This window comes from Ruegeria sp. CF4 (assembly GCF_056537345.1).
This window is the reverse complement of the sequence record NZ_JBQFRJ010000001.1, coordinates 932,937-944,621: the sequence shown is the minus strand read 5'-3', so window position 1 is coordinate 944,621 and position 11,685 is coordinate 932,937. Positions and strand designations below refer to the sequence as shown.

The 11,685-nt window shown below is 57.2% G+C and carries 10 protein-coding genes; 9 read left to right on the top strand and 1 reads right to left on the bottom strand.

Annotated features, from left to right (window positions below; all coding sequences use genetic code 11):
* Positions 1–2: 2 nt before the first annotated feature.
* Positions 3–911, bottom strand: a complete 909-nt coding sequence (locus tag ACR0NF_RS04695) for a LysR family transcriptional regulator (protein ID WP_480469907.1) — start codon at positions 909–911, stop codon at positions 3–5.
* Between the two features lie 169 nt (positions 912–1,080).
* Between ACR0NF_RS04695 and ACR0NF_RS04690 the strand changes: the two genes are divergently transcribed.
* From ACR0NF_RS04690 to ACR0NF_RS04650, 9 genes are all read left to right on the top strand, one after another.
* Complete coding sequence (locus tag ACR0NF_RS04690) at positions 1,081–4,500, top strand: indolepyruvate ferredoxin oxidoreductase family protein (protein WP_480657792.1); 3,420 nt, start codon at positions 1,081–1,083, stop codon at positions 4,498–4,500.
* Positions 4,501–4,578: 78 nt separating this feature from the next.
* Complete coding sequence (locus tag ACR0NF_RS04685; protein ID WP_480657790.1) at positions 4,579–5,457, top strand: lysophospholipid acyltransferase family protein; 879 nt, start codon at positions 4,579–4,581, stop codon at positions 5,455–5,457.
* Positions 5,458–5,465: 8 nt separating this feature from the next.
* The gene (locus ACR0NF_RS04680) at positions 5,466–6,275 is read left to right on the top strand and encodes a glutamate racemase (protein WP_480469904.1); all 810 of its coding nucleotides are present in this window, start codon (positions 5,466–5,468) and stop codon (positions 6,273–6,275) included.
* A gap of 93 nt (positions 6,276–6,368) precedes the next feature.
* Entirely contained in the window at positions 6,369–7,397 is a 1,029-nt protein-coding gene (gene argC, locus ACR0NF_RS04675; protein WP_480469903.1) for an N-acetyl-gamma-glutamyl-phosphate reductase, read from the top strand.
* A gap of 7 nt (positions 7,398–7,404) precedes the next feature.
* Positions 7,405–7,851 (top strand): cytochrome c maturation protein CcmE, encoded by a 447-nt coding sequence (ccmE, locus tag ACR0NF_RS04670; RefSeq protein WP_480469902.1) that lies wholly within the window; start codon positions 7,405–7,407, stop codon positions 7,849–7,851.
* 150 nt (positions 7,852–8,001) lie between these two features.
* Complete coding sequence (locus ACR0NF_RS04665; RefSeq protein WP_480777845.1) at positions 8,002–8,613, top strand: holin-associated N-acetylmuramidase; 612 nt, start codon at positions 8,002–8,004, stop codon at positions 8,611–8,613.
* Positions 8,604–9,170 carry a holin family protein gene (locus ACR0NF_RS04660; RefSeq protein ID WP_480777844.1) on the top strand — a complete coding sequence of 189 codons (567 nt, stop codon included), beginning with the start codon at positions 8,604–8,606 and terminating at the stop codon, positions 9,168–9,170. Before ACR0NF_RS04665 ends, ACR0NF_RS04660 begins: the two co-directional genes overlap by 10 nt.
* A gap of 74 nt (positions 9,171–9,244) precedes the next feature.
* The gene (locus ACR0NF_RS04655) at positions 9,245–11,209 is read left to right on the top strand and encodes a heme lyase CcmF/NrfE family subunit (protein ID WP_480777843.1); all 1,965 of its coding nucleotides are present in this window, start codon (positions 9,245–9,247) and stop codon (positions 11,207–11,209) included.
* Positions 11,206–11,661 carry a cytochrome c-type biogenesis protein gene (locus ACR0NF_RS04650; RefSeq protein WP_480777842.1) on the top strand — a complete coding sequence of 152 codons (456 nt, stop codon included), beginning with the start codon at positions 11,206–11,208 and terminating at the stop codon, positions 11,659–11,661. The genes ACR0NF_RS04655 and ACR0NF_RS04650 overlap by 4 nt, the downstream gene beginning before the upstream one ends.
* The last annotated feature ends 24 nt before the right edge of the window (positions 11,662–11,685 follow it).

The window sequence follows — 11,685 nt, the reverse complement described above, 5'->3', positions numbered from 1 at the left end:
AGCTAAAGTTTGCCCAACTGCCGAAGCTGCTTGCGATGGGCGATGATCTCATCCTGAACGAAGTCACGAAATGCCGCTATCCGTTTGGAATGACGCAATTCTTCGGGGTAGGCGAGGTAAACGGGCACGTCCGCGCTTTCGATATCGGACAGGACCGGTACCAGATCAGGAAAGTCATCGGTCACATAATCGGGAAGTACGCCGATCCCGAGATCGTGTATCACCCCCTGAAGAACTCCGAAGTAGTTGTTTACCGTCATCAGCGAGGCAGGGTTGTAAGTCATCAGATGACGTACCATCGCCGCACTTGCTCCGACTTGGGGGGCCGAGGGTGTTTGGCAGATCAGCCGATGCTTTGAGATCTCCTCAAGCGTTCCGGGCGCGCCACCGTGGGTCTCAAGATAGGTCGGAGTTGCATAAAGCAGCATCTGAACGGTCATCAGCCGCTTTCTGACCAGATCGGCCTGGCTGGGCTCTTTCATGCGGATGGCGACATCCGCCTCGCGCATGGGCAGGTCCAGCACGCGTTCTTCCAGCATCAGGTCAATGTTCAGATCAGGATATTGCTCGTAGAGCTTCGGCAGGCGCGGGGCCAGCCAAAGAGTCCCGAAGCCAAAGGTGGTGGTCACACGCAGGACGCCGAAAACCTCATCCTCGCTGTCGCGAATGCGCGCCGCAGCCGCATCAAGGCGCTTGGACATGGTCGAGGTTGCATCAAAAAGCAGCTCACCCTGTTCCGTTAGAATCAGTCCGCGTGCGTGGCGGTGAAAAAGGGTCGCATCCAGCGATTCTTCGAGCGCCCGAATCTGACGGCTCACTGCAGATTGAGACAAATTAAGCTTGTCTCCTGCATGCGTGAGGCTGCCTGCATCCGCAACCGCATGAAATATTCTGAGCTTATCCCAATCCATCGCCGCAACTTTCGTTATCTTTGGGAAGCCCTATATGAAACACGTAACAAATTCCACAATCAAACCCGGAAATCGTTATGGAATAGGGTAAAATTACTATACAGGTCAGCAATTGTGACCTAAAATACACATGAATGAAGCACACTAATCCGACGAGGGGAGACGTCTGATGAGTCAGCCAAAGATTTCGCTCAACGACCGCTTTGATCTGTCCAAAAGCCCGGTCCTACTGAACGGTACACAGGCGCTTGTGCGGCTTATGCTGATGCAAAAGGCGCGTGATACGCAGGCGGGATTGAACACGGCGGGTCTGGTCACCGGCTATCGGGGATCTCCCCTTGGCGCGGTTGATCTGCAGATGTCCCGCGCTGAAAAGCAGCTGGCCGAAAGCGATGTCACATTTCAGTTCGGTTTGAACGAGGATCTGGCAGCAACTGCGTTGTGGGGTAGCCAGCAGGCGGGATTGCGTGGCGACGGGAAATTCGATGGTGTTTTTGGCCTCTGGTACGGGAAGGGCCCCGGCGTCGACCGATCCGGTGACGTGATGCGCCATGCCAATATGGCGGGTACGGCCAAGCATGGCGGTGTTTTGATGGCGATGGGCGATGACCACACGGGCGAAAGTTCGACCGTGTTGCATCAATCGGAATGGTCGCTGGTGGATATGTATATGCCCGTGGTCAGTCCCGCAGGTGTGCAAGAGATACTGGATTACGGCATCTACGGCTTCGCGCTCAGCCGGTTCGCTGGGGTTTGGGTCGGGCTGAAGACCATGAAGGACACGATTGAGGTGACCTCGGTCGTCGATGGCCGCCCGGATCGGATGCAACTGGTTACTCCTCAGTTCGATATGCCCGAAGGTGGTTTGAACATTCGGCTAGGCGACACGCCGCATCTTCAGGAAACGCGTGTGATCGATCACAAACGCTTTGCGGCTGAGGTGTTCTCGCACGCCAACAAGCTGGACAAGCGCGTCTGGGGTAAGCCCGGCGCCAAGATCGGGTTTGTGGCGGCAGGCAAGAACTGGCTGGACCTGGCTCATGCCATGTCGCTGCTGAACATCAACGCGGAAGAAGCCGAGCGTCTGGGCATTACCACCTATAAGATCGGCCAGACATTCCCCTTGGATATGAAGGGCTTCCACGATTGGGCTGAAGGGCTGGACCTGATCGTGATCGTCGAGGAGAAACGCAAGCTGATCGAGGTTCAGGTCAAAGAGGCGATCTTCGATGACCGGCGCGGACGCCGTGTTTACGGCTGGTACAAAGGCGGGGCCGGCACGCTGCATCGTGAAGAGCTTTTCCCGACACGTGGGGCGCTTGACCCGATCATGATTGCCGAGAAGCTTGGCGAGATCCTGATCGAAGAAGGGCGCGACACGGATGGCGTGCGCGCCGGCTTGGAAGCACTATCCGAGGCAAGACGGGCTGATAACGCTCAGGAGATTGCTGCGCGTTTGCCATATTTCTGTTCAGGATGTCCGCATAACAGTTCGACCAAACTGCCAGAGGGTAGCCGGGCTTACGCAGGGATCGGCTGTCACTACATGGTGCAGTGGATGGATCGCGAAACCACCGGGTTTACCCAGATGGGCGGAGAAGGGGCGAATTGGATCGGCGAAGCTCCGTTTTCGACAACCGAACACGTGTTCCAGAACCTTGGAGACGGGACCTATAACCACTCGGGCGTGCAGGCGATCCGGGCGGCGCTGGCAGCTGGTACGAACATCACCTTCAAGATCCTCTATAACGACGCGGTTGCAATGACCGGTGGGCAAGAGAACGAAGGCGGACTGAGCGCTGAACGTATCGTGGCCGAAGTCAAGGCGATGGGCGTCAGCAATGTGGCCGTTGTCTATGACGAAAAGGAAGATGTGAATTTTGCCGCCTTACCCTCGGGCGTTGAGACCTTCGAGCGTGCCAAGTTGATGCAGGTTCAGGAAAAGTTCCGTGAAATCGAGGGGGTATCGGTTATTGTTTATGTCCAGACCTGCGCTGCCGAAAAGCGCAGGCGGCGTAAACGCGGCACGTTCCCGGATCCCGATAAGCGGGTGTTTATCAACACTGACATATGTGAAGGTTGCGGAGACTGCGGTGTTCAGTCGAACTGCGTATCCATTGTTCCCAAAGAGACTGAACTTGGCCGCAAGCGGGCGATTGATCAGTCAAGCTGCAACAAGGATTTCTCATGCCTGAAAGGATTCTGCCCGTCGTTCGTGACCGTTGAAGGTGCGAAAATCCGGAAGGAAGCGACAACAGAGCTAGACCTGCCGGACCTGCCGGACCCCGTACTGCCGCAGATCGATGGCACCCATAATGTGGTGATCACAGGTGTTGGCGGAACCGGCGTCGTCACGATTGGCGCGGTTCTTGCGCAGGCGGCGCAGATTGACGGTAAAGGCGCCGGTATGATGGAGATGGCGGGCCTCGCGCAGAAGGGCGGTGCCGTTCATATCCACTGCCGCCTGGCCAACCGACCCGAGGACATCAGCGCCATTCGTGTCGCCACCGGTGAAGCGCATGCGCTAATTGGCGGTGATCTGGTGGTTTCTGCAGGGGCTAAAACGCTGGGTCTCACGCAGACCGGTCGAACCGGGGCGGTGGTGAACAGTCATGAGATCATTACCGGCGACTTTACCCGCGATACCGAATTCACGATCCCCAGCGATCAGCTGCAGCTTGCCCTTCAGGCGCGACTGAAGGACGGAGTGGCCCTGTTTGATGCCACAGATCTGGCGCGGGCCGTGATGGGGGATTCGATTTATTCCAACATGATGATCTTCGGCGCGGCTTGGCAGCGTGGTTTGCTGCCGATCAGCCATCAGGCGATCGTCGAGGCGATTGAGCTGAATGGCGCAGCGGTTGAACGCAACAAACGGGCGTTTGAGGTCGGTCGCTGGGCGGTGACCCATCCCGAAGAGGCAGCCGGTATTTTGCGTCCGAATGTGGCGGAGATGCCAAAGATACTCGATCAGGTGATCGACTTCCGCGCCGCGCATCTGACCGATTATCAGAGCAAGCGATTGGCGAAGCGCTATCGCAAACTGGTTGAAAGTGTCGAGGATCAAAAAGTCCGTGAGGCGATAGCCAAGGGTTACCATAAACTCTTGTCGTACAAGGATGAATACGAGGTCGCACGGTTGCTGCTCGACAGTCGCCAGAAGGCGGAGGCCGAGTTTGATGGTGACTTCAAGATGACTTTCCACCTTGCGCCTCCGACTTTGGGAACGAAGGGTGAGAACGGGCGTCCGGCCAAGAAGGCGTTCGGTGAGTGGTTTCTGGGGCCGTTGAAGATACTCGCAAAGCTGAAAGGCCTGCGTGGCACGCCTCTGGATATCTTTGGGTACACGGCAGAGCGCAAAATGGAGCGTGCTTTGATCCGCCAGTATGAAAAAGACATGAAAGAGGTTCTGCCCAAATTGACGCCTGAGACTAGTGATGCGATCGCTGCGCTTGCTGCTCTGCCGCTGGACATTCGTGGCTTTGGCCCAGTGCTAGTGGCAAACGAAGCCAAGGCCGCAAAACGGCGCGAGGAGTTGCTGGCTGTCATCCGCGATGGTGGGCCAGAACTGCAGGCTGCGGCAGAGTGAAGCTTCACAAGCCTGTCACGTAAGCTATGCAAAATGGCGATCCGGCCTTATCTAGGCGGCAGCAATCCGGAGTAGCCAATGCCCTCGCGCCATCACGTCGCCCGTGACATATCCTACGCCCACTCCGCAGAAACGCGGGGCGGGCGGATGATGATCAAGCTGATGGAGAACACAACCGGCCGCATGCGCCTGATCCGGCGTGCCGATGGGTACGAGCAAGAGGTCGCACAGGGGCGTGATTTCTGGTCCGTAATGGTGGATCGCTATGGTCTGACATTGGATGTGGTGGGCGGCGCGCTGTCGAACATTCCTCAGGATGGGCCGCTGATTCTAATTGCCAACCATCCCTATGGCATTTTGGATGGGCTGATGATGGGACATATCCTGTCCCAGACGCGCGGAGATTTTCGCATTCTGGCAAATCGGGTTTTCCGTAAAGCCGAGGATATCAATCGCATCATCCTTCCGATCTCGTTCGATGAGACGAAAGAGGCGATGAAGCTGAACCTTGAGACCAGAAAGACCGCTTTGAACTATCTGAGCGAAGGTGGCGCCATTGGGATTTTCCCGGGTGGTACAGTCAGCACTGCGGTCAAGCCATTTGCCCATCCGATGGATCCTGGCTGGCGCGGATTTACCGCGCGGATGGTTGCGAAATCCAACGCGACTGTGGTGCCTCTGTTTTTTGACGGCCACACCTCGCGCCTGTTCCAGATCGCCAGTCATTTGCACAACACGTTGCGGATGGGTTTGCTGATCAAAGAGTTTAAGAAGCGCGTCGACACCCCGGTTCGTGTCGTTGTTGGTGAGCCTATCGGGCGCGACATTCTAGACCCACTGGGCAAGGATACGCGCAAGATGATGGATTTCCTGCGCAAAGCCACGTATGAGCTGTCTCCAGAGCCGCTGAAGTCTTATGACTATGGCTATGAATTCGAGGAACGGCATCGCGCCTGAAGGGGCAAATGGCAGTAGGTATCTTTGATTCCGGGTTGGGCGGTCTGACCGTCCTGAACGCCGCGCAGAAACGTCTGCCCGACGTAGATTTTCTGTATTATGCGGACAGCGCGCACGCGCCCTACGGTGTGCGCGATGCCGAGGATATCTATAACCTGACGCGAGACGCTGTGCAGAACCTGTGGGATAGCGGCTGCAATCTGGTGATTCTGGCCTGCAACACCGCCAGTGCTGCCGCTCTGCGCCGGATGCAAGAGGCGGGCGTCCCCGAGGGAAAGCGCGTGCTGGGTGTCTTTGTGCCTCTGATCGAGGCGCTGACGGAACGGCAATGGGGCGATAACTCTCCACCACGCGAGGTGCAGGTGCAGCATGTCGCGCTGTTTGCGACACCCGCGACCGTGTCCAGCCGTGCATTTCAGCGCGAACTGGCGTTCCGGGCGATTGGCGTGGACGTAGAGGCACAAGCCTGCGGCGGTGTCGTCGACGCCATTGAAGACGGTGACATGATCCTGGCCGAGGCTTTGGTGCGCAGCCACGTTGATGCCCTGAAGCGCAAGATGCCGGAACCGCAAGCAGCGATTCTGGGCTGTACGCATTATCCTCTGATGGCAGAGACGTTCCAGCAGGCGCTTGGTCCGGACGTGAAGGTTTACAGTCAGGGCGACTTGGTTGCTGAGAGCTTGGCAGATTATCTGAAACGTCATCCAAATATGCTGGGTGAAGGTAAGTCTGGCTTCCTCACAACGGGCAAGCCGGGGGTGGTGACGGATCGTGCGACCCAGTTCCTCCGACGACAAATCACCTTTGCGGCCGCCTGACCAAGGTCAAGGACGGCGTCTTTTCCATCTCGTATTTCGTTGACCGTCACAGCGGCGGTCATCCATGTGACACATGAATGAAAGAGGTCTGACATGACCCACAAAATCGCAATCCTGGGTGCTTCCGGCTATACCGGCGCAGAACTCGTGCGGCTGATCGCCGGACATCCGAATATGGAAATCAAAGCTCTGGCCGCCGAGCGCAAGGCAGGGCAGACCATGGCACAGGTGTTTCCACATCTGCGTCATATGGATTTGCCGGTGCTCTGCAAAATCTCCGAGATCGACTTTTCGCAGATCGATCTGTGTTTCTGTGCCTTGCCGCATAAAACCAGTCAGGAAGTCATTCGGGACTTGCCCAATACTCTGAAAATCGTCGACCTTTCGGCGGATTTCCGGCTGCGGGATGGTGATGAATACCAGAAATGGTACGGCAACCCGCACGCCGCGCTGGGGCATCAGGAAGAAGCCGTCTATGGCCTCACCGAGTTTTACCGGGATGACATTCGCGCCGCGCGGCTGGTCGCCGGGACCGGATGCAACGCCGCGACCGGGCAATATGTGCTGCGGCCGCTGATCTCGGCGGGCGTGATTGATCTGGATGACATCATTCTGGACCTGAAATGCGCTGTCTCGGGTGCGGGTCGCGCTTTGAAAGAGAACCTGCTGCACGCAGAGCTAAGCGAAGGCGCGAACGCCTATGCGGTAGGTGGGACGCACCGGCATCTGGGTGAGTTCGATCAGGAGTTCTCGGAACTGGCGGGTCGTACCGTACATGTGCAGTTCACACCGCATCTGATCCCGGCCAACCGGGGCATTCTGGCCACCACATATGTGAAGGGCGATCCGCAGAGCGTTTATGAGACGCTTCAATCGGCCTATGAAGGCGAACCCTTCATTGAGATGTTGCCCTTCGGAGAAACACCTTCGACCCATCATGTTCGCGGTTCGAACTTCTGTCACATCGGGGTGGTCGGTGATCGGATCGAACGCCGCGCCATCGTGATTGCGGCACTGGATAACCTGACAAAAGGTAGCAGCGGGCAAGCCTTGCAGAACGCTAACCTGATGTTAGGTGAGGATGAAACCCTGGGGCTGATGATGGCCCCTCTGTTCCCGTGAGGACGGTATGAAAACGCTCAAGAAACGTCGTCGAATTCAGATCATTGTGCTAGCCGCGGTGGCCTTGGCCCTATCGACGGCGTTGATTGGCGTTGCCATGAAAGATGGCATTAACTTCTTCCGCTCTCCTAGTCAGGTGATCGCCGAGCCTCCACAACCGAACGAAGTGTTTCGCATCGGCGGTCTGGTCGAGGAAGGCTCGATCATTCGCGGGCAGGGTGAGACGGTGCGTTTCGTTGTGACCGATGGGGGCGAGAGCGTGCCCGTGGCTTTCACCGGTGTGCTGCCTGACTTGTTCTCTGAAAACCAAGGGATGGTGGGCACTGGAAGTTACGTCGATGGCGTCTTCGAAGCGACTGAAATTCTTGCGAAACATGATGAAACCTACATGCCGAAAGAGGTCGTAGACGCGCTGAAAGAGCAGGGTGTTTACAAAGAGAGCGGCGACAGCTGAACAGGCCATGGCGGCCTTCCTCCGACAGAGGTTTTTTAGAACAGAAGAAACAGGGTGTTGCGCGCAGAAAGCGGGCAACGCCCTTTGATTTGTCGAGGTGTTAATGCCTTTGCTTGACCGTTTGAGCCATCTGAGCAAAGGGGTGGTTCAATGCAGACGGTTCGGCAGATCGCTGAAGGTATCGTTACGCGCGAAGGTGGCTTTGTTGATGATCCGGATGATCCCGGCGGCGCGACGAAGTACGGTGTCACAATTCACACGATACGACGCTTGGGCCTGGACTTGACCGGTGATAGGGCAGTGAACCGCGCCGATGTGCGAGCGTTGACCCGAGTGCAGGCCGTTGAGATCTATCTGAAACACTATTTTTCGAGGCCCAAGATTGATCGGTTACCCGAGGTGTTATGGCCCACGGTATTCGACATGCATGTAAATGCGGGGGTGCAGGCGGTGACGATTCTGCAGAATCTGTTGCGCCGGATGGGATATGATCTTGCCATAGATGGGCTGGTCGGACCCCAGACTGCGCAGGCCTGCGAGAATGCGGCAGAGCCAAAACCAACCGTGCTGAGGGATGCCTATGGGATCGAACGTCGAAACTACTACTTCCGGCTAGCAGATCGAAAACCGGCATTGCGCAAATACGCCAGAACCAGGGCCGGTGGGAAAGGCGGATGGATCAGACGGGCTGAGGAGTTTTTGTCGCCCATCTATCACCTGAATGATGCAGAGTTTCAGCGGAGGGTTTCGGAATGGGATTGATTTCGGGGCTTTTGGGCCTGTTGTTCGGCAGTGGTCGAAATGTGGTTAGGGAAACGGCAGAAGTTTTTCGCGAAAACAGCGAAAGCGGGGCCGCGCGCGCGACGATGTTGCAAGCTTCGGCGATGACCCAGTTCGGAGCCGAGTTTCAGGCTCAGGGGAAAGGTTGTTTTGATCGGTTCATCGACGGTTTGAATCGCCTGCCGCGCCCGGCAATGGCATTGGGCACTTTGGGACTATTTGTCTCCGCAATGATCGATCCGGTTTGGTTTGCCCAGCGAATGCAGGGCATCGCACTTGTACCCGAGCCTCTCTGGTGGTTGTTGGGCGTTATCGTCACCTTCTATTTCGGGGCACGCCATCAGGTGAAAGCACAGGATTTCCAACGGGAAATCAGCAGCTCGATGCGTCTTCTGCCCGATGTTGTCGCCAACCTCGAAACGCTTGGTGCCTTGAAAAGCGATAGCTCCGACACCGCAGATACAACGATTGAGACGGAAGAAGTTGAGGCTGACTCCAATCCCGCGCTTAATGAATGGAGGCGCTTGCGCAGAAGCTAAGGCGCGACATTGTGTTCGGCGGTTGCGGGCGAATGTGAATGGCGCTTTGCGGGCCTTCGTACTATAAGTCCGCCATGATTACAGAGCTCGGACATTTCGCACTGATCCTCGCCTTTCTGGTTGCCATCGTTCAGACCTTGGTACCGCTTGTAGGCGCCGCAAAACGCTGGACCGGATGGATGGTATTTGCTGAGCCGGCAGCCATCACACAGTTCATTCTGACTGCGTTTTCGTTTGGCGCTCTGGTCTGGGCTTTTACGACGTCTGACTTCTCGTTGCGGATCGTGGTCGAGAACAGCCATTCGGCGAAACCAATGCTCTACAAGGTCAGTGGAACCTGGGGTAACCACGAAGGATCGATGCTGCTGTGGGTGCTGATTGTCGCGCTGTTTGGCGCCATGGCTGCGGTCTTTGGCGGGGGGCTGCCACCAACGTTGAAAGCACGGGTGCTGGCTGTTCAAGCGGCGATCGGCGTGGCGTTTTATGCCTTCATTCTGTTCACTTCGAACCCCTTTGACCGATTGCCTGTTCCGCCGTTTGACGGGCGTGATCTCAACCCACTCTTGCAAGATCCGGGTTTGGCCTTCCACCCGCCGTTCCTGTATCTGGGCTACGTTGGTCTCAGTATGGCGTTTAGCTTTGCTGTTGCTGCGCTGATCGAAGGCCGGGTCGACGCGGCATGGGGGCGTTGGGTGCGTCCCTGGACTCTGGCTGCTTGGATCTTCCTGACTATCGGCATCGCGCTTGGATCCTGGTGGGCCTATTACGAGCTTGGTTGGGGCGGGTTCTGGTTCTGGGATCCGGTTGAAAATGCCAGCTTCATGCCCTGGCTTCTTGCTGCCGCACTGCTGCATTCGGCCATTGTGGTCGAAAAGCGCGAGGCGCTGAAAAGCTGGACCATCTTGCTGGCGATCATCGCCTTCGGCTTCTCGTTGATCGGTACCTTCATCGTACGCTCAGGTCTGCTGACTTCGGTCCACGCATTCGCCAACGACCCCGAGCGCGGCGTGTTCATCCTGTTCATCCTCGTGGTCTTCACAGGAGGTGCTCTGACCTTGTTTGCTGCACGCGCGCAAGCGATGGAGGCGAAGGGTGTCTTTGGCATGGTCAGCCGCGAAAGTGCGCTGGTTTTGAACAACATCCTGCTGGCAGTCAGCTGTTTCGTGGTGTTCTTTGGCACACTCTGGCCGATGGTGGCTGAGATGGCGTTTGATCGAAAGCTTTCGGTCGGCGCGCCGTTCTTCAACGCTGCATTCACGCCCTTTATGGTAGTGCTTGGGATAGTCCTTCCATTGGGTGCGATGATACCGTGGAAGCGCGGTCGATTGGGCAAGGCGGCGTGGTCACTGCGTTATGCTTTCGTGTTGGCCGTTGCTCTGGCGATACTGGTCTGGGTCCTCCAGACGGGACGTAGCGCGTTGGGGCCAGTGGGGCTGTTCCTCGGGGCGTGGATTACCTTCGGAGCCATTGTTGATCTGTGGAGCCGCACAGGGCGCAAGGGCAGCTTTGCCCGCTTGTTCCGCTTGCCGGGTGCCGATTGGGGCAAGGCCGTCGCTCATACGGGTCTCGGTGTCACCATGTTTGCCATCGCAGGTCTGACCGCATGGGAGGTGGAAGATATCCGCGTCGCGCAACCTGGTGAGCCGTTCGAGGTTGGTCAGTTCACATTGACGCTGCAGGATGTACGACGTGTTGAGGGGCCGAACTATTTCTCGACCACCGCCGACGTTGCGGTTGAGTTGAATGGCCGTCCGATCACAATGCTGCACCCCGAAAAACGCGACTATCCCGTGGCGCGTATGCCCACGACAGAGGCGGCGATTGACTATCGCTTCCTGCGCGATCTCTACGTAGTGATCGGTGATCAGCAGGCGGACGGAGGTTGGGTCATGCGCACCTATATCAAACCTTTGGCCAACTGGATCTGGGCTGGATGCATTCTGATGTCTCTGGGCGGTTTGCTCAGTCTGTCGGACCGCCGCTTCCGTGTGGCAGCAGGCGCACGCAAGACGCCAGCAAGCGGAGTACCCGCCGAATGAAACGCTTCGTTCTGATCCTGATGTTGATGGCTGGCCCGCTTATGGCCGTGCAACCGGATGAAATTCTGGACGATCCCGTGCTTGAAGAGCGCGCGCGGGAGCTCAGCACCGGGCTGCGCTGTCTGGTGTGTCGGAATGAAAGCATCGACGAAAGCAATGCCGATCTCGCGCGCGACCTGCGTATTCTTCTGCGCGAGCGGTTGGTGGCCGGAGATACGGATCAGGAGGCGGTAGATTTTATTGTCGACCGCTATGGTGAGTACGTACTGCTAAAGCCCACTATAACAGGGTCGAACCTGATGTTGTGGCTGGCCGGTCCCGTCATGTTGCTTATCGCGGCAGGCATGGGGTGGAGCTTCTTGCGCAAACGGGCGCATGCACAGGCTTCCGGCCCCGGTGATAAACTCAGCGAAGAAGAACAAGAGCGTCTGCGCCAAATTCTGAAAGACTGACGCGCGGTTCTTCTTTTCCTTCCC

Bases quoted from the DNA above. Each gene is read 5' to 3' on its own strand.
- ACR0NF_RS04695 (WP_480469907.1), bottom strand. From the start codon at position 911: ATGGATTGGGATAAGCTCAGAATATTTCATGCGGTTGCGGATGCAGGC.
- ACR0NF_RS04690 (WP_480657792.1), top strand. From the start codon at position 1,081: ATGAGTCAGCCAAAGATTTCGCTCAACGACCGCTTTGATCTGTCCAAA.
- ACR0NF_RS04685 (WP_480657790.1), top strand. From the start codon at position 4,579: ATGCCCTCGCGCCATCACGTCGCCCGTGACATATCCTACGCCCACTCC.
- ACR0NF_RS04680 (WP_480469904.1), top strand. From the start codon at position 5,466: ATGGCAGTAGGTATCTTTGATTCCGGGTTGGGCGGTCTGACCGTCCTG.
- argC (WP_480469903.1), top strand. From the start codon at position 6,369: ATGACCCACAAAATCGCAATCCTGGGTGCTTCCGGCTATACCGGCGCA.
- ccmE (WP_480469902.1), top strand. From the start codon at position 7,405: ATGAAAACGCTCAAGAAACGTCGTCGAATTCAGATCATTGTGCTAGCC.
- ACR0NF_RS04665 (WP_480777845.1), top strand. From the start codon at position 8,002: ATGCAGACGGTTCGGCAGATCGCTGAAGGTATCGTTACGCGCGAAGGT.
- ACR0NF_RS04660 (WP_480777844.1), top strand. From the start codon at position 8,604: ATGGGATTGATTTCGGGGCTTTTGGGCCTGTTGTTCGGCAGTGGTCGA.
- ACR0NF_RS04655 (WP_480777843.1), top strand. From the start codon at position 9,245: ATGATTACAGAGCTCGGACATTTCGCACTGATCCTCGCCTTTCTGGTT.
- ACR0NF_RS04650 (WP_480777842.1), top strand. From the start codon at position 11,206: ATGAAACGCTTCGTTCTGATCCTGATGTTGATGGCTGGCCCGCTTATG.